19 protein-coding genes and 1 pseudogene are annotated in these 17,222 nt (G+C 59.0%); 5 read left to right on the top strand and 15 right to left on the bottom strand.

Annotated features, from left to right (window positions below):
* Positions 1 to 42 precede the first annotated feature (42 nt).
* Positions 43 to 1,146 (top strand): COX15/CtaA family protein, encoded by a 1,104-nt coding sequence (locus A6U86_RS02675; protein ID WP_068385820.1) that lies wholly within the window; start codon positions 43 to 45, stop codon positions 1,144 to 1,146.
* A gap of 79 nt (positions 1,147 to 1,225) precedes the next feature.
* On the opposite strand, the gene A6U86_RS02680 is transcribed toward A6U86_RS02675, so the two are convergent.
* The 10 genes from A6U86_RS02680 to A6U86_RS02725 all read right to left on the bottom strand — a co-directional run bounded on the left by A6U86_RS02680 (position 1,226) and on the right by A6U86_RS02725 (position 10,521).
* Positions 1,226 to 2,569 carry a tlde1 domain-containing protein gene (locus A6U86_RS02680; RefSeq protein WP_068385821.1) on the bottom strand — a complete coding sequence of 448 codons (1,344 nt, stop codon included), beginning with the start codon at positions 2,567 to 2,569 and terminating at the stop codon, positions 1,226 to 1,228.
* A gap of 441 nt (positions 2,570 to 3,010) precedes the next feature.
* A complete protein-coding gene (argC, locus tag A6U86_RS02685; RefSeq protein WP_068385824.1) occupies positions 3,011 to 3,943 on the bottom strand; it encodes an N-acetyl-gamma-glutamyl-phosphate reductase in 933 nt (310 codons plus the stop codon).
* Positions 3,944 to 4,080: 137 nt separating this feature from the next.
* Positions 4,081 to 5,034 carry an agmatinase gene (gene speB, locus A6U86_RS02690; RefSeq protein ID WP_068385825.1) on the bottom strand — a complete coding sequence of 318 codons (954 nt, stop codon included), beginning with the start codon at positions 5,032 to 5,034 and terminating at the stop codon, positions 4,081 to 4,083.
* The gene (locus A6U86_RS02695; protein WP_068385827.1) at positions 5,015 to 5,392 is read right to left on the bottom strand and encodes an antibiotic biosynthesis monooxygenase; all 378 of its coding nucleotides are present in this window, start codon (positions 5,390 to 5,392) and stop codon (positions 5,015 to 5,017) included. The genes speB and A6U86_RS02695 overlap by 20 nt, the downstream gene beginning before the upstream one ends.
* A gap of 69 nt (positions 5,393 to 5,461) precedes the next feature.
* Positions 5,462 to 5,725: a hypothetical protein gene (locus A6U86_RS02700; RefSeq protein ID WP_068385829.1), complete on the bottom strand. Its 264-nt coding sequence runs from the start codon at positions 5,723 to 5,725 to the stop codon at positions 5,462 to 5,464.
* A gap of 158 nt (positions 5,726 to 5,883) precedes the next feature.
* Positions 5,884 to 7,071: a CmlA/FloR family chloramphenicol efflux MFS transporter gene (cml, locus tag A6U86_RS02705; RefSeq protein ID WP_068385831.1), complete on the bottom strand. Its 1,188-nt coding sequence runs from the start codon at positions 7,069 to 7,071 to the stop codon at positions 5,884 to 5,886.
* 270 nt (positions 7,072 to 7,341) lie between these two features.
* Positions 7,342 to 7,809 carry a 30S ribosomal protein S9 gene (gene rpsI / locus A6U86_RS02710; RefSeq protein ID WP_068385833.1) on the bottom strand — a complete coding sequence of 156 codons (468 nt, stop codon included), beginning with the start codon at positions 7,807 to 7,809 and terminating at the stop codon, positions 7,342 to 7,344.
* A 2-nt stretch (positions 7,810 to 7,811) separates the two neighbouring features.
* Positions 7,812 to 8,276 (bottom strand): 50S ribosomal protein L13, encoded by a 465-nt coding sequence (gene rplM / locus A6U86_RS02715; RefSeq protein ID WP_068385834.1) that lies wholly within the window; start codon positions 8,274 to 8,276, stop codon positions 7,812 to 7,814.
* Positions 8,277 to 8,514: 238 nt separating this feature from the next.
* On the bottom strand, positions 8,515 to 9,351 hold the full coding sequence (locus A6U86_RS02720) for an EamA family transporter (protein WP_068385835.1): 837 nt from the start codon (positions 9,349 to 9,351) through the stop codon (positions 8,515 to 8,517).
* An 843-nt stretch (positions 9,352 to 10,194) separates the two neighbouring features.
* On the bottom strand, positions 10,195 to 10,521 hold the full coding sequence (locus A6U86_RS02725) for a hypothetical protein (protein ID WP_068385836.1): 327 nt from the start codon (positions 10,519 to 10,521) through the stop codon (positions 10,195 to 10,197).
* A gap of 112 nt (positions 10,522 to 10,633) precedes the next feature.
* Between A6U86_RS02725 and A6U86_RS02730 the strand changes: the two genes are divergently transcribed.
* Positions 10,634 to 11,062 carry a CoA-binding protein gene (locus A6U86_RS02730; RefSeq protein ID WP_068385838.1) on the top strand — a complete coding sequence of 143 codons (429 nt, stop codon included), beginning with the start codon at positions 10,634 to 10,636 and terminating at the stop codon, positions 11,060 to 11,062.
* Positions 11,063 to 11,231: 169 nt separating this feature from the next.
* A complete protein-coding gene (locus A6U86_RS02735; protein WP_068385840.1) occupies positions 11,232 to 12,515 on the top strand; it encodes an O-acetylhomoserine aminocarboxypropyltransferase in 1,284 nt (427 codons plus the stop codon).
* A gap of 44 nt (positions 12,516 to 12,559) precedes the next feature.
* Here A6U86_RS02735 and arsH read toward each other — a convergent pair whose 3' ends face one another.
* The 5 genes and pseudogenes from arsH to A6U86_RS02755 all read right to left on the bottom strand — a co-directional run bounded on the left by arsH (position 12,560) and on the right by A6U86_RS02755 (position 15,285).
* Entirely contained in the window at positions 12,560 to 13,288 is a 729-nt protein-coding gene (gene arsH / locus A6U86_RS02740; protein WP_068385842.1) for an arsenical resistance protein ArsH, read from the bottom strand.
* Positions 13,263 to 13,685, bottom strand: coding sequence for an arsenate reductase (glutaredoxin) (gene arsC, locus A6U86_RS02745; RefSeq protein ID WP_068385844.1), 423 nt, complete (start codon positions 13,683 to 13,685; stop codon positions 13,263 to 13,265). Before arsC ends, arsH begins: the two co-directional genes overlap by 26 nt.
* Positions 13,682 to 14,746: an ACR3 family arsenite efflux transporter gene (arsB, locus tag A6U86_RS02750; protein WP_068385846.1), complete on the bottom strand. Its 1,065-nt coding sequence runs from the start codon at positions 14,744 to 14,746 to the stop codon at positions 13,682 to 13,684. Before arsB ends, arsC begins: the two co-directional genes overlap by 4 nt.
* 74 nt (positions 14,747 to 14,820) lie before the next feature.
* A pseudogene (locus tag A6U86_RS34575) lies at positions 14,821 to 14,910 on the bottom strand (arsenate reductase ArsC); the annotation flags it as partial.
* A gap of 15 nt (positions 14,911 to 14,925) precedes the next feature.
* Positions 14,926 to 15,285, bottom strand: coding sequence for a helix-turn-helix transcriptional regulator (locus tag A6U86_RS02755; protein ID WP_068385848.1), 360 nt, complete (start codon positions 15,283 to 15,285; stop codon positions 14,926 to 14,928).
* A 250-nt stretch (positions 15,286 to 15,535) separates the two neighbouring features.
* On the opposite strand from A6U86_RS02755, the gene A6U86_RS02760 reads away from it, so the two are divergent.
* On the top strand, positions 15,536 to 15,880 hold the full coding sequence (locus A6U86_RS02760; RefSeq protein ID WP_068387757.1) for a cupin domain-containing protein: 345 nt from the start codon (positions 15,536 to 15,538) through the stop codon (positions 15,878 to 15,880).
* 314 nt (positions 15,881 to 16,194) lie between these two features.
* Positions 16,195 to 17,166, top strand: coding sequence for a phosphate ABC transporter substrate-binding protein PstS (gene pstS, locus A6U86_RS02765; RefSeq protein WP_244509838.1), 972 nt, complete (start codon positions 16,195 to 16,197; stop codon positions 17,164 to 17,166).
* Positions 17,167 to 17,222 lie beyond the last annotated feature (56 nt).

The following is a 17,222-nucleotide window of genomic DNA, read 5'->3' on the forward strand; positions in this document are numbered from 1 at the left end:
CCCCTATCGGGCAAATCAACAGCCTGATCGAAGGGAGACGACATGGCTGCCACTAATTTCACGTCGGAACAGGCTATAATGAAGGAAGTGGTCCGTCAGGACCGCAATCGCAGAGCCATCCGCCTCTGGCTTGCCTGCGTGCTGCTGGTTCTCTTCGGCCTCGTGCTGGTGGGTGGCGCGACGCGGCTGACCAATTCCGGCCTGTCGATCACCCAGTGGCAGCCGATCCACGGTGTCGTTCCGCCTCTGAACGCGCAGGAATGGCAGGAGGAGTTCGATCTCTACAAGCGCATCCCGCAATTTCAGCTCCTGAACAAGGACATGACGGTCGATGAGTTCAAGGGCATCTTCTGGTGGGAATGGGCGCACCGGCTGCTTGCGCGCGCCATCGGCATCATCTTCGGCGTGCCCTTGCTGTTCTTCGTGCTCACCGGCCGTGTCGAGCGGAAGCTCTGGCTGCCGCTTGCCGGCATCTTCGTGCTCGGCGGGTTGCAGGGCGCGATCGGCTGGTGGATGGTGTCGTCAGGTCTGGAGGCGCGCACGGACGTCAGCCAGTATCGCCTCGCCACTCATCTCGTCACGGCCTGTCTGATCTTTGCCGCCTGCATGTGGTTCATGCGGGCGCTGTCGCCGCATTCCAACGAGGCGCCGCCGACCAGCTATTCGGCGAAGCTGGCAGGTCTGATCGCCATCATGGCGCTGTTTCAGATCTATCTCGGTGCGCTCGTTGCCGGGCTGGATGCCGGCCTGAGTTACAACACATGGCCGCTTATGGATGGCGCCATACTCCCGAACGGTCTGCTCGTGCAGTCGCCCGGCTGGATCAATTTCTTCGAAAACCCGAAGACGGTGCAATACGTGCATCGACTCGGCGCCTATGCGCTCTTCATCGTCGTGGCCATCAACATGATCATCTCGCTACGCGCGGCGGCGCAAACGACGCATGCGCGCCGTTCGGTCGTCCTGTTCGTGCTGGTGCTTATCCAGGCGATCCTCGGCATTTCGACGCTGCTGCTGCAAGTGCCGCTGCATCTGGCACTGGCGCACCAGGCCGGCGCTTTGATCGTCTTCGGCTTCGCCATTGCCAATTGGCGCGGGTTTTACGGGGAATTGCCGCGCCAGACGTCGATTGTCGTGGGAGGTTGAGGCGCCACTGCGCGCCTCATTCTTTTCGCTTTGCGGGTTTCCGGACGGGAAACCTCTATATATTTCCCTTGGAAATGACCTAGCGCGAGGCGACGCTTGCCGCCGACGACATCCGCGATACGACTTTCAAGTGCTTGATTTCACCGCGCTTGAAGGCGGCGAGGAAGCGATTGTAGTCCTTGAAGACCACGCAGCCATTCGACTCTCCACGGCCTCCTCTGAGCATATAGGTATGAGCCAGCAGGCCGTCACGGCCATAGACGCGAGAGCCGCCTGTGGGTGTCAGGCGCAGCGCCTGTACGCCATGGAACGGGCTTTCCCTGTAGGTCAGCTTATAAGTCTCGGGCGGTGTCGGTCCGGTGTTCTTGCGGTCGACATAGCGCGGATTGTCACGCATGTAGCCGAGGCCCGAATGGGCTTCCAGACGCTCGCCGCTCGGCAGATAGACGGTCTTGGCTTCGATATCGTAGATCGCCGTACCTTCGCCCGGGCTGATGGCCGCAAACGGATTGAGCGAGGGCTTGGTCTTGCGCACGGAGCTGTCATCCGGATCCGCATAAGCCATGAGGCGTGCCGGTGGCTGCGCCGTGGCGGTATCCTTGACCGTTGCTCTCGCGATCGCGGCGGTGGCTGGCGTATTGGCACGCTGCACATCCGCGTCGCGGGCAGGGCGGGCCAGCGGCACTACGCTCAGCACAGCCTCGGCCATGGCGATATCGGCATCCTTGGCGGGCAGTGGCGTCGCCTCGGCGATGGCGGGCAAGCCTGCGGGTGCTGCCGAGGCGACTGCCAGCGGCTGCAGCGCCGCCTTTGCAGGGCCTGCGGCCGGGATCGAGGCAGCGGCATATTTTACCTGCGCCAGCGATTGCATCGCCGTCGCGAAATTGATGGCGATCACCTTACGCAGATGGTCGATCGTCTCTGGTGAAGCTGCTGCGACCTCTACGCGACCACTCTTGATGCTGGCGGATGCGCTCTGTGCCTGCTTGAGATCTGATGCCTGCTGGGTGAGTGCGGTCGCCAGATGCAAGCGCAGGGCATCCTTCGACTGAACCATGCCATCCTGGGCAGGTGCATAGGCCGCGCCGCCGACGGGAGCGTTGGCGGGCACGCCGGCGAAGCGGTTCCGGTCGTTCAGCGATGCCACCTGGCTGGAGAGGCGCGCAGGGTGCGCGATCTGGCTTTGCGGTACGATGAAAGCCGATGCTCGCGGCGTGAGGAAATCATTGGTGGCGGTGGTCGCGCCCGGAAGGGACAGCACCATCGATTGCGTGGTGATCAGCGTGGCGGCGACCCAGGCGAAAGCCACCACGGCGACGCCGGTGGCCAATGTGCCGGGGCGGATATTGAAGGATTTTTTCCGTCGCGAGGCGTAGCCGGAACGCGAATTGAGGTTACCGAAGCCTTCGGTCACAAACGCCATGATACTCGTTATCCAAACTACACAGACACTATGCCGGCTCACAAATGCACACGTCGCCCTGACGCTGAACCTGCGCCTGACCACCACATTGCCGACTGTCTGGAAGCATGCCGAATTATGGTAACCAATTCCTTTACGCTGCTTCATTCTTGGATATTCATTTAAAAAAGGGATGCCTTTGACGACCAATTCACTCGGGCCCTGAAGCCGATAAAGAATGAATCCGGCCGACAATGGGTCGCGCCGCATCACGGTCGATCAATTTTCCGTGTAGCGCCTGCTAATTTAGCGGAAAGGCAAAATTGTGGCTGCCGACTGTCAAAAGTAGGCGTCGAACTCTGAGGCGCCAACTGCGCATCAAAAAGCCCGGCCAATCGATCGCTCAGAGCGAACAATTGGCCGGGCGAATAGAGTGCCGGCTGGTAGGCTGACTGCGGCGCCTCAGGCGCTCAACATCAGATCCATGTTCTGCACGGCGGCGCCCGAAGCACCCTTGCCGAGATTGTCGAGCAGCGCCACGAGGTTGACCTGGGCAGCACCCGGCGTGCCGAAGACGAACAGCTTCATCGTATCCTTACCGGCGAGTTCGACGGCGTTGACGCGCGGCAGGGCGCGGCTCTCATCGAGCGAAACGACCTGCACGATATCCTGGCCGGCATAATGAGCCGCGAGTGCGGCGTGAATGCTTTCCAGCGTCGCACCATCGGCCAGATCGCCGAGATAGAGCGGCACCTGCACGATCATGCCCTGCGCGAAGCGGCCGACGGACGGCGAAAAGATCGGTGCGCGATCGAGCAGGCCATGCGTCGTCATTTCAGGCACGTGCTTGTGGGTCAGTGGCAGGCCATAGAGAAAATGCGGTGCGTCGATCGCATCCGGATGATCCGCGTTTTCCATCTGGGCAATCATCTGCTTGCCGCCACCGGTGTAGCCGGAGACAGCATTGACCGTGACGGGATAGCCGGCCGGAAGAATACCGGCGGCGCGCAGCGGCCGGATAAGGCCGATTGCACCCGTGGGATAGCAGCCCGGATTGGCGACGAAGCGTGACGCGCGGATCTTGTTGCCCTGATCACTGTCCATTTCGGCAAAGCCATAGGCCCAATCCGGATGAATGCGGAAGGCGGTGGACGTGTCGATGACGCGGACATTGTTGTTGGCCGCCACCATCTTCACCGCTTCCTTCGACGCGTCGTCTGGAAGGCAAAGAATGGCGATGTCGGCGTTGTTCAGCATGTCTTCGCGGATGGCGGCATTGCGCCGCTCGGCTTCCGGAATGGACAGAAGCTCGACATCGCGGCGGTCGGCCATGCGCGTGCGGATCTGCAAGCCCGTGGTTCCGTGTTCGCCATCGATGAAGATCTTCGGTGCCATGTTATATCTCACTTTTTCAACAGGTTGAGAGTATTTCCGGATTCAGTTTGCCATGCAGTTGATTCAAAATGATAACAGCTGGATTTGTCCGATCATGATCTTGTCCGAAAACCGTTTCACACTTTTCGGGATCATGTCTAACGTCCAGCCGCGCGCCTTTCAGCGTGGAGACCGAGCATATACATCGCCACCGTTGCCCCTGCAATGGCGGTGATATCGGCATGATCATAGGCCGGTGACACTTCAACGACATCCGCGCCCCGGATATCCAGCTGGTGCAACCTCTGCAGCACCGACAGGATCTTTGCGCTGGAGGGGCCGCCGGCGACCGGCGTTCCCGTACCCGGCGCATAGGCGGGGTCCAGGCAATCGATATCGAAGGTAAGGTAGGCGGGCGAGCCCTTGGTGTGGGAGATGATCGTCGAGGCAATCTCGGCGGCGGTCATTTCCTCGACCTGATGGCCATAGAGAATATGGATGCCGAAATCATCGGGTGCATGCGTGCGGATGCCGATCTGAAGGGAACGATCGGGATCGATCAACCCTTCGCGCACGGCGCGGGCAACGAAGGAACCGTGGTCGAGGCGCTGGCCGTCATCGAACCAGGTGTCTTGATGCGCATCGAACTGTACCAGGGCGAGGGGGCCATGCTTGGCGGCATGCGCCTTCAGCAGCGGCCATGTGATGAAATGGTCGCCACCCAGTGTCAGCATGAAAGCGCCGCTGTCGAGGATCGCGGTTGCCTGCCGCTCGATTGCGGCGGGCGTTTCCTGGTGGTTGCCGTAATCGAGCAGGCAGTCGCCATAGTCGATCACGGACATCTCGGCGAAGAGATCGCGGTTGAACGGATATTGCGGATCATTGTCGAAGATTGCCGAGGCGCGACGGATCGCCTGCGGCCCGAAGCGTGTTCCCGGCCGGTTGGAGGTTGCCGCATCGAAGGGTATGCCCCATACCACGGCATCGGCGCCCTCAAGCGACTTGGTAAAGCGGCGGCGCATGAAGGAGAGCGCGCCGGCAAAGGTCGGGTCGCTGGCGGCCGAGGTCAGGCTGGTCGCGGTGAAGGCGTGGTCAATCGACGTGCTCGGCAAGGGCCTCTCCTTTGCTCGCATGGAAATCATAGGCCCGTTCTACCTTGGCTATGCGAACCTTATATTGCTCGTACCAGCGCTCGCGGCCCAGTTTCTGCGCGCCGAGATGCGACACGACATTCTTCCAGGCGAGGATGCTCTTCTCGTCCCGCCAGAAGGAGATGGTGATGCCGAAACCATCGCCGCCGCGCGCGCTCTCAAGCCCGAGACAGCCGTCCTGTGCCAGCGCCAGCGTTTCCATGCGCTCGCCCATGGCTCCATAGCCATTGTCTCCCTCGGTGCGAATGGAGGAGAAGGAAACGATGTAGTAGGGCGGCTCGGGTGTGTTTGCAAAATGCGATGATCTGTCTGTGCTCACGGCGTGCCTCTTCGGGCGAACGGGAATCGCGGGTTCGATGTGAATCGTAAGGGAGTGGGCTTCGAAGGATTATTTGCCCGATCTCGCGGTGCATTGATATTCCTTTTTCACGCAGGCGATCTGCGGCGTGGAACATTGGGCCAAGCCGTCTTTGACAACACAGTAGGAGCAGCTGTCGGTGAAAGCCTGGCAATCCGTGTTTGCCTGCAGAAAATCCCGCATGCTCTGCATCTCCACCGCCTTCTCCGGAGGTGCGGGCGGCACGGTATCGTCGCAAAGGGCCGGCGATATGCCGGCCATCAGAAACAAGATGGGCAAAGCGAATCTGAGCATGTATCCCTCCCGTAGAAGGCCCGAGTCTGCTTCAAAAGCATGACTTGCCTTAACAGATATGCACTTTTGCCGTGCAAGTGTAAAAAGAAAAAGGCCGGGTAACCCCCGGCCTTTCCAAATCCGACCCCGGCTAATGACCCGGTGCCGGTTTTTGGGCTTTAGCGTTGCCTCTGCAGGCGCCAAAGGGCAAAGAGCGTTACCAGAGCCATGACTGAGCAATAGCCGCCGAGTGGCCATGCGGTATCGCCTCGGAATAAGACGACGAACAAGGTGCCGACAAGGCTGACGATCAGGCTCTGCACACAGGAATAGAGCGCCACTGCTGTCCCCGCCGTATTGCCGAAGGCTTGAAGCGCGCCATTCGCCGTGACCGCCGTCGTAAAGACGATGCCGATGGCAATGATCCACATCGGCAGAACGAAGCTGACAAAGGACGGAACCAGAAGCAGTTCTCCTGCCGCAAGCAGCAGAGCTCCGGCGAGCAGCATGATCATCCCCCTGGCAAGACTGCCGGCCGACCCCCATCGTTTGACGAAGCCTCCGGCAAAACGCGCCGTGACGATCATCACCACCGCCGCGGTCGCGAAGGCAAGGCTGAAGGAGAGGCTGGAGAAACCGGCCCGATCGATCAGCACGCGCGGCGCGGTCGAGAAGAAGACGAAGAAGGCACCCATCGCCGCGCTGAAGCCGATCGTGTAGGTCCAGAAGGAAAAATCCTTCAAGATTGGGCGAAAGGCTGTCCTTTGCTTCGACTCAGTGGTCGGCCGGGTTTCGTGCCATCGCAGGATGGCGTGGAGGATAGCCAGCAGTGTCAGGATGCCGAGAACCAGGAATATGACACGCCATCCGAAATGATCCGCAATCAAGGCGCCGACGATCGGACCGAGAGCCGGCACGAAAGAGAGCATGGCACCCAGCAGGCTATAGATCACGGCGCTTTCCGGACGTTCGGCATAGACATCCCGTACCGTTGCAAAGGTCGCAACCAGCGCCGCCGAGGCCCCCACCGCCTGCAGCAGGCGCAGGACGACGAAGAGGCTGGCGGAGGATGTTCCCGCGAGCAGGAAGGATGCCGCGGCAAACAGTGCCGCACCGCCGATGAGCACGGGGCGGCGTCCGATAGTGTCGGACAGCGGCCCGAAGACGATCTGGCCCGCGCCGAGCATGAACATGTAGAGGCTGAGGGTCAGCTGGATGACGGCCGGCGAAGTCTCCAGTGCACGCGGCATGATGGGGACGGCCGGGAGGTAGATATCCATTGCGAGCGACGCAAGGATATCAAAAGGCGCCATCAGCAGCAGCGCTGCCGGCAGGCGATAGTTCCACGTTTGGGTTTTTGAAGGCATGAGTAGACACCCGCTCAAATAACTGGATTTGGCGGCAGCCTGTCTTTCATCATGGTCAGATTGGCTGTGACAGACGCCGCAACAACAAAAAAGCTGCTGCGGCCTATCTGTCTGCGGACTTGGTGCTTCCCATCGTCTGGTCCTGTCTGTGGCCTCGGCTATTGCGAGGCGTTGCGCTTATCTACCAGCAGCGTCCGAATGCGGCAATGCGCAAAAGAAAAAGGCCGGGTTTGCACCCGGCCTTTCCAAAATCCGATCTCGGATAAGCGATTAACGCTTCGAGAACTGGAAGGAACGACGTGCCTTCGCACGGCCGTACTTCTTACGCTCGACGACGCGGCTGTCGCGGGTCAGGAAGCCACCCTTCTTCAGGACCGAGCGCAGGCCCGGTTCGAAGTAGGTGAGGGCCTTGGACAGGCCGTGACGAACGGCACCGGCCTGACCGGAAAGACCACCACCGGCAACGGTAGCGACGATATCGAACTGGCCATCACGGGCAGCAGCGAAGATCGGCTGGCGCAGGATCATCTGCAGGACCGGACGGGCGAAATAGTCCGTGTAGTCCTTTTCATTGACGATGATCTTGCCGGAGCCGGCCTTGAGCCATACGCGGGCAACAGCATTCTTGCGCTTGCCGGTTGCGTAGGAACGGCCAAGCGAGTCGACCTTGCGGACGTGAACCGGAGCAGCAGCTTCCGATGCCGTGCCGAGATCCTTCAGGGAAGAGAGATCAGCCATTATCAGGCGCTCCTTACATTCTTCTTGTTCAGCTTGGCGACGTCGAGAACGACGGGCTGCTGGGCTTCATGGGGATGGTTCGAGCCGGCGTAGACGCGCAGGTTCTTCATCTGGCGACGGCCGAGCGGGCCGCGCGGAACCATGCGTTCGACAGCCTTTTCGACAACGCGCTCCGGGAAGCGGCCTTCGATGATCTGACGAGCGGTGCGCTCCTTGATGCCGCCGGCATAACCGGTGTGCCAGTAGTAAACCTTGTCTTCGTACTTCTTGCCGGTAAGGACGACCTTGTCGGCATTGATGACGATGACGTTGTCGCCGTCGTCGACGTGCGGCGTAAAGGTAGCCTTATGCTTGCCACGCAGACGCATTGCGATGATAGAAGCGAGACGACCAACAACGAGCCCTTCGGCGTCGATGAGAATCCACTTCTTCTCCACCTCTGCAGGCTTCTGGGAGAAGGTTGCCATGTTGCATACTCTCTTTATAGGACCCTTGGCCCGAAGGCGCTTGGGCGTTTCTTGTTGCTTGATTTGGCTGGCTTGATGCCTGTCAAAAAGAAAGCAGCCCGGAAAGGCTGCAATCTGTGGCGGCTTATAGAGCGAACCGATATCGGCGTCAATATAGGCGGATTTTGCAATCTCAAAAATTTATCAATAAAATCAATATGTTGCCAATACGGTATAATTGTACCACATATTTAAGCCGTCAACCCAGCCGTAAAACCAGCACGCCGGCGGCAATGATCGCGCCGGCAACGTAGCGCCAAATGCTCGACCGCTCCTTCAAGACGAGGACCGATATGACCAGCGCGAAGAGGATCGACGTCTCGCGCAGGGCCGCGACCATGGCGACGGGCGCCTTGGTCATCGCCCATAAAGCCAGCCCGTAGGAGACGATCGAGCCGCCGCCGCCGATAAGCCCTCGCCACCAATTATAGCGGATGTGAGCGGCAACCGCATTGATGCCACGCTGCGAGATCGCCCATATGAACAGAAGGATCGGCGGCAGGAGCGACATCCAGAGCGTATAGGATATGGAGTTGCCGGATATCCGTGCGCCGATGCCGTCGACATAGGTATAGGTCGCGATGACAACAGCGTTGGCAAGCGCCAGTACGATGGCCCTGCGGCTGCCCTTCCGGGCTTCGAAGGCAAGCGTCAAAATGCCGGCGCAAATGGTCATCGTGCCGATCAGCGCGCCGCCGGACAAAGATTCCTTGAGGATGAAGCTGCTTGTGGAAACGATGATCAGCGGCGCCACGCCGCGCATCAGCGGGTAGACGAGGCCGATGTCGCCCGCACGATAGGCGGCTGCGACAAGCTGAAAATAGGCGAATTGCAGAATGGCCGAGGCGCCGATAAACGGCCAGGCCGCGGAAGCCGGCATCGGCAGGAATGGCAGCAGGGGCAGGGCTGCGACGGCACCGCCGGCCGAGACCAGCGCAGCATCGAGCGATTTATCGGTCCCGGCCTTGATGATCGCATTCCATGTCGCATGCAGCAGGGCGCCGAAAAGGACAAGGGCGATAACGTCGAGCGACACGAAAACCTCGGAAATTGGCTGGAGAACCCAAAAGCTTGGTAATTTGTGGGAGTTTGGCTTCCATATGATCCGTAATGCATCAAAAAGCAACGAAATATGCTGTCTTGTGAGACTTGTTCCACGCGACAATATTTGGGCCGCGGGTCTGCATGGAGGCGTTCGCTTTAGGTTCCATCTGCGCCCCTAGATATTATGTATTACTAATTTATTGGAGTATGAACCGCGAACAAACATCGCATGTGATGTGAACGCATGGGTAGAATTGGCACATTATGGTTTGCTGATGCTGCCGTTCGAGGCTGCTGCGGAATGGAGATGGCCCGCGTGATGTTGTCGAGTTGAAACTATCTTGTATTTTCCCGCTATAATTGTTTTTGAGTTAAATACAGTGGAAAATTTTGCAAATAATGTAAACTATTACAGGCGGGCGTTTATCGTTACGCACCTAGCCAGCGTGAGCTATGTCACATTGGTTTTAAGTATAAAACCAAGATCCACTGATTAAAATTGGTGTAGATTTGCCTGAAACCAAAAAATATTCTGTGGGAAATATACCGCGCTGCACATAAAGCTGCGTTCGCAATCGGTTCTCATTTCAATCGACTTCTTATTAGTAATGGCTAATTGATATGCGAATGAATGGAGAACAAAGGTTGCATTTCATGAGAACACGTTTTGATCGCATCCGGGAAACCGATGAAAGCGCTTTGAAAGGTAGTCCAAGTCGAGGTACGCACCAATTGCTGCATGGCCGCTGCGTCGGCAGCACTCCATGCCTGGGACAATCAGTGGTCGTGAGCGGCAGCGTGCGCGGCGCCCGAAATAACACCTAGCGCATCACAATCACCGCCGGAAAATCAAATCATCGTCATCGAGGTCAGTCGTCGGGCGGCATATGTAGACGGGGCAGGAGGCCCGGTCTTTTGTGGGCAGATAATCCTGATCCGCATAATAGCCGATATCGCACGCGCCGCTGTCTGCGACATAGCGGTCATAGAGCGTCATGTTGGGCGTTCTTTTGGACGGGTAGCGCATGATCACGGCCCGTTCGCGATTGATTGTCGCCTTGGCCTCGGCGCAGGTCATCGACATGGAGTTGTAACGGGAAATCGCCAGAGCCGGCGTCGCCGCCACCGTGATCAGCAGGCTCAGGAGAACGATCTTTTTCATGGGGTTAATCCTCCCTGAAGTTGTTATAATGCAATATATACGTAGAGGCTGCGGCTGCGGTTTCTATGTTTGCGGCAGAAACGCAAGTTCGATCGAGTAGGGAGGCTTCGTGATGAACCACGACACTTATGACGATTCCTATATTGCCGACATCCTTCTTTCCGTCAGGACCATCGCGCTCGTCGGCGCGTCGCCCAATCCCGCGCGGCCAAGCAATGGCGTGATGGCCTATCTGCTGAACAAGGGCTATCGCGTCATTCCTGTTAATCCGGGCCAGGCCGGCAAGGAAATCCTCGGGCAATGGGTCTATGCGCATCTCGCCGATATTCCCGAGCCGGTGGACATGGTCGATGTCTTTCGTGCACCCGAATATCTGCGGTCGGTCGTCGAGGAAACCATCATGGTCGATCCCCGCCCGCCGGTGATCTGGGGTCAGCTCGGCGTGCGCGACGATGCGGCAGCGGCAAGAGCCGAGGCTGCGGGCGTCAGGGTCATCATGGACCGTTGCCCGGCCATTGAATATCCGCGTCTGGTTGCCTGATCCGGGATGGCGCCGGTCGTGGACAATCAGCCGTTTATCGCGCGATCTCTCTGAAATATGGCAAGTTTTTTCCGCGAGCCGAAAAGCACGGCAAAGTTCGCGGTTAACTTTCATGTCCCGGCCGCTATGATCTTTCCACGACAAAGACAATCTGGCGGGAGGAAAGATCATGCCGACGAACAATCCTGGTTTCGACACGCTTGCAATCCATGCGGGCGCGCAGCCGGACCCTACCACCGGGGCCCGCGCGACGCCGATCTATCAGACGACGTCCTTCGTTTTTCAGGATGCGGATCATGCCGCGGCACTCTTCGGGCTGCAGCAATTCGGCAATATCTATACGCGCATCATGAACCCGACCCAGGCCGTGCTCGAGGAGCGGGTGGCGGCCCTTGAAGGCGGAACGGCAGCGCTTGCCGTTGCTTCGGGCCATGCAGCCCAGCTGCTCGTTTTCCATACCATCATGCGGCCGGGCGACAATTTCGTCGCCGCCAAGCGGCTTTATGGCGGCTCCGTCAATCAGTTCGGCCAATCCTTCAAGAACTTCGATTGGCGGGTCCGCTGGGCTGATTCGGCCGATCCGTCGAGCTTCGAAGCACAGATCGACGATCGCACCCGTGGGATATTCATCGAGAGCCTGGCCAATCCGGGCGGTACCTTCGTCGATATTGCTGCAATCGCCGCCGTCGCTCACAAGCACGGTCTGCCGCTGATTGTCGACAATACATTGGCGAGCCCCTATCTGATCCGGCCGCTGGAGCATGGTGCCGATATCGTCGTGCACTCGCTGACGAAATTCCTAGGCGGCCACGGCAATTCCATGGGTGGCATCATCATCGATGGCGGTACATTTGATTGGTCGGCCTCGGGCAACTACCCCATGCTGTCAGAGCCGAGGCCGGAATATAATGGTGCCGTGCTGCACGCGACCTTCGGCAACTTCGCCTTCGCCATCGCCTGCCGCGTTCTCGGCCTGCGCGACCTCGGACCGGCAATTTCGCCGTTTAACGCCTTCCTGATCCTGACCGGCATCGAGACGCTGCCGCTGCGCATACAGCGCCATTCCGACAATGCGATCGCCGTGGCGCGCTGGCTGAAGGGGCAGGAGAAGGTGGCATGGGTCAACTATGCCGGCCTTGAGGATGACCCGAACCACGCCCTGCAGCAGCGCTACTCCCCCAAGGGAGCAGGGTCGGTCTTCACCTTCGGGCTGAAAGGCGGCTACGAGGCGGGCAAGGGCTTGGTGGAGGGGCTGGAACTCTTCTCGCATCTCGCCAATATCGGCGACACCAAGTCGCTGGTCATCCATCCCGCGTCGACGACGCACAAGCAGCTGACCGACGAGCAGAAGGTCGCTGCCGGTGCCGGGCCCGATGTGGTGCGCCTGTCCGTCGGCATCGAGGACGTCAAGGATATCATCGCGGATCTGGAACAGGCACTGGCGAAGGTGTGATGCGGCGGGTGGCAAAGCGTTAAAACCCGCCGCGGATTGCCAGGTCAGATTGAGTTCAGGGAAACCCGCTGCTCGAGTTTGGCGGCGGTTTCCCTTCGTTCGCTATAGCGATCGGTGAGATATGGCGAGGCGTCGCGGGTAATAAGAGTGAACTTGACCAGTTCCTCGCAGACATCGACGACCCTGTCGTAGAAAGCCGACGGCTTCATGCGGCCGTCAGCATCGAATTCCTGATAGGCCTTGGCCACCGAGGACTGATTGGGGATGGTGATCATCCGCATCCAGCGGCCAAGCACACGCATCTGGTTCAGCGCGTTGAAGGACTGGCTGCCGCCCGACACCTCCATGACGGCCAGGGTCTTTCCCTGCGTTGGGCGCACGGAACCGATGGAGAGCGGAATCCAGTCGATCTGCGCTTTCATGATGCCCGTCATGGCTCCATGGCGCTCCGGACTGACCCATACCTGACCTTCGGACCATTCGGAAAGCTCGCGAAGTTCCTTCACCTTCGGATGGCTCGCCGGCGCCTCGTCGGGGAGGGGCAGGCCCTTGGGATCGAACATCCTGACCTCGCACCCAAGGCGTTCCAACAGGCGGCGGGCCTCATGGGCGAGTAGACGGCTATAGGAGACCTCGCGCAAGGAACCATAGAGGATTAGAATTCGCGGTCTATGCGTCGAGAATGCCGGGCGAAGCGCATCGAGATCCGGCTGGTGCAGGTGCCCGGCATCCAGGGCGGGGAACGTCTCAGACAATGCGCTTGCCTTTCTCATCGAGAACCTTCTCGCCGTCTTCCTTGGTGAATTCACCCTTGTGGGTGTCCGGAAGTATATCGAGTACGAGTTCGGATGGCCGGCTCAACCGTGTTCCGAGTGGACTGACGACGAAAGGCCGGTTGATGAGGATGGGATCCTTGAGCATGGCATCCAGCAATTGGTCGTCCGTCAGGTTGGGGTCGTCGAGGCCAAGTTCGGCATAGGGAGTTCCCTTCTCGCGGATCGCCTGACGGACGGTAAGGCCTGCGTCGGAGATCAGTTTGGTCAATTGCTCCCGCGATGGCGGCGTCTTCAGATACTCGATCACGGTGGGTTCGAGCCCGGCGTTCCGGATCATCTCCAGTGTGTTTCGGGAGGTCCCGCAGGCGGGATTGTGGTAGATAGTGACGTTCACGATGACGTCCTTTCGCTGACTGTATTTCTGATGACCGCGGGGCTGGCCTCGTACCAGCCCTTGGAACGGTTCACGATCCAGACGACCGAGAGCATCACGGGAACCTCGATGAGGACGCCGACGACGGTCGCCAGCGCTGCTCCCGACTGAAAACCGAACAGGCTGATTGCGGCTGCCACTGCGAGCTCGAAGAAGTTGCTGGCGCCGATCAGGGCCGATGGTCCGGCCACGCAGTGCTGCTCTCCGGACATGCGGTTCAGCAAATAGGCGAGCCCTGAATTGAAGTAGACCTGGATCAGGATCGGAACGGCCAGCAATGCGATGATCGTCGGTTGCGCGATAATCTGCTCTCCCTGGAAGCCGAACAGAAGAACGAGAGTTGCCAGCAACGCCAGTAGGGACAAGGGCTGCAGCCTTGCCAGGAGGGCGTCCAGCGTGCGGGTCGACCCTTCAGCCGTCAAATATCTGCGAATGACCTGCGAGATCGCTACGGGAATGAGAATGTAGAGCGCCACCGAGATCATCAATGTGTCCCAGGGAACGGTAATGGCGGACAGCCCGAGCAGCAATCCCACGATTGGTGCAAAGGCCACGATCATGATCGCATCGTTCAGCGCCACCTGGGAAAGAGTGAAATGAGGTTCGCCTCTGGTAAGATTGCTCCAGACGAAAACCATGGCCGTGCACGGTGCGGCGGCAAGGATGATCAGCCCCGCTATGTAGGAATCGATCTGATTTGCCGGGAGGAAGGGGTGGAAGAGCCAGCCGACGAACAGCCAGCCCAGCAGAGCCATCGAAAACGGCTTGACGGCCCAGTTGATGAACAGCGTAACACTGATCCCGCGCCAATAGCTTCCGACCTTTGCAAGTGAACCGAAATCGATCTTCAGCAACATCGGAATGACCATAAGCCAGATGAGGATGGCCACGGGAATATTGACCTTAGCGGCTTCGGCCGCAGCGATGGCATGGAATACACCGGGCATTAGGTGGCCGAGGGCAATGCCGGCAACGATGCACAAGAAGACCCAGACGGTAAGATATCTCTCGAAAGTGGACATCAGCTTGCCTTCTCGGATGCGCCTTCAAGGGCGCAGATCTGCCGAAGCCCGTGTTCCAGCGCTATGCGACTGCCGCCCTCCTTGCTCAGGATCGATTCGGCGAGAATGGAGCGTGCGGAATTGCGCGTGCACAAGAAGAGCACGTTGTAGGTTCTGTCGGTCATGGTCGGGTTCCGTGGTTAGGTCGGGGGCCGGGCGGTCTCCGGTGGGCAGCATGGCGTGAGATCGGCGATCAAGGGCGCACACAACTCCGCATTTCCCCCGCAGCAGTCCTTGAGAAGGAACAGCGTCAGCGCCCGAAAGCCTTCGAGATCAGCGCGGTATATAATGGAGCGGCTCCGGCGCTCGCTTCGCACGATGCCGGCTCGAGAGAGGGTCCCCAGATGCGCGGACATCGTGTTCTGCGGGACATCAAGCATTCGGGCGAGTTCACCCGCCGGGATTCCATCCGGTTCGGATTTGACCAGCAGGCGAAAGGTTTCAAGCCTTGTCGTCTGCGCGAGGGCGGCCAGCGCCGCGATTGCATCTGTTGATTCCATATATCTAGAATAATGGATATATTGATTTTGTCAACTGGGGATCGGTGACTGCCTCCTGTATTTGATTGTCTTAAAAACCGAGACGGCCGGGCCACCTCGCGATGCGCGCCCGGCTCACCTATTTCGAGGCGCCGCAATCCCGCAAAAGGCTGAAAAAGCCGATGGGCTATCTTTGACGGCCTGCCGTTTCGTGCTTGTCTCGATCCGCAGTCGCATGACAAGCGGCGCAGGCAAGCAAGAGGAGGCATTCGTGACGACATATCTGCGGCTGGATATCGATGGCGTCGAACCGGAGGCGGGGACGCCGGCCGCAGATCGGCTCGTTTCGGGGGCTCCCGCGTTCCGCACCTGGAACCTCGAAGAGGCCGATGGAGGTCTCTACGCAGGCATATGGGAGGCGACGCCGGGCAAATGGAAGATCGTCTATGACGAGTGGGAATACTTCCATATCCTCTCAGGCTACTCAATCGTGACGGCAGACGACGGCGAGACGTTTCATCTGCGCGCAGGCGACCGCCTCGTCTTGAAGCCGGGCTTCAAGGGGACATGGGAAGTCATTGAAACGACTCGCAAGGATTATGTGATCCGTCTTTGAAAAGTTTGTTGAATCAAAACATGAAGTTCGATGCCGCGAATGGCCCGAAGCAGCTCATTCCATGGGGTTCCGCATCGGTCGTGATGATTGCCGCAGGTTGTGTCACCGCCGCTTCATTAAACTGTCATCAAACTGAAACAATGCGGCATTAGAGCCATCACTGTCGCTAGGAGATTGAGGTGGGGTTCTTAACCGATGGGATACTCCGTGCTCAGCTCCTGCTTGCCATCCCTTCATCACTCCGGGAAGTGAGTTCAATCATGTTGAATCAGAAATTTCGTTCGCTCTGCCTGACTGCAGGCTTCATCGCTGCCATGTCCGTTTCGGCTTCGGCTGCCGACATCACGGGCGCCGGCTCGAGCTTCATTGCTCCGGTTCTGTCCAAGTGGGCCGAAGGCTACAAGGCCGCGACGAACAATGTCGTCAACTACCAGTCGGTCGGTTCGGGCGCTGGCATCAAGCAGCTCCTCGACAAGACCATCATCTTCGGCGCTTCCGACAAGCCGATGAGTGACGCTGACCTCGAGAAGAACGGCATTGCCCAGTTTCCGATGATCTCCGGCGGCATCGTCGTTTCCTATAACGTTGAAGGCGTGAAGCCGGGCGAACTCGTCCTCGACGGCAAGACGCTCGCCGACATCTTCCTCGGCAAGATCGCAAAGTGGGACGACGCTGCCATCAAGGCTCTCAACCCCGACGTGAAGCTGCCTTCGGCTCCGATCTCGGTCGTTTATCGCGCCGACAGCTCGGGCACGACCTTCAACTTCACCGACTACCTGGCCAAGGTTTCGCCGGAGTGGAAGGAAAAGGTTGGTTCGAACACGGCAGTTGAATGGCCGGTCGGCTTCGGTGCCAAGGGTTCGGAAGGCGTTTCCACCACCGTCAACCAGACGGCTGGTTCGATCTCCTACGTTGAGTATTCCTACGTCGTCGCCAACCACATTGGTTTTGCGAAGATGAAGAATGCTGCCGGCAAGGTTATCGAGCCGAGCCTCGACACCTTCAAGGCTGCTGCTTCCAACGCCGATTGGGCCAAGGCCAAGAACTTCAACCTGATCATCACCAATCAGCCGGGCGAAAAGAGCTGGCCGATTGCTGCTTCGACCTGGGTTCTGCTCTACAAGAAGCCGGCTGATCCTGCTCTCAACGAAGAAGCGCTGAAGTTCTTCAAGTGGTCCTACGAGCATGGCCAGAAGGACGCGACCGCCCTGTCGTACCTCGCGATCCCGGAAAGCGTTGCTGCGATCGTCGAGAAGTCCTGGAAGACGGACTTCGGCACGAAGTAATCTGTGCTGCTTTAAGAGTTACGGCGGACAGGGCATGGCCCTGTCCGCCTTTCGTG

It is taken from the genome of Rhizobium sp. AC27/96, assembly GCF_001692325.1.
In the GTDB taxonomy this organism is placed as follows: domain Bacteria; phylum Pseudomonadota; class Alphaproteobacteria; order Rhizobiales; family Rhizobiaceae; genus Rhizobium.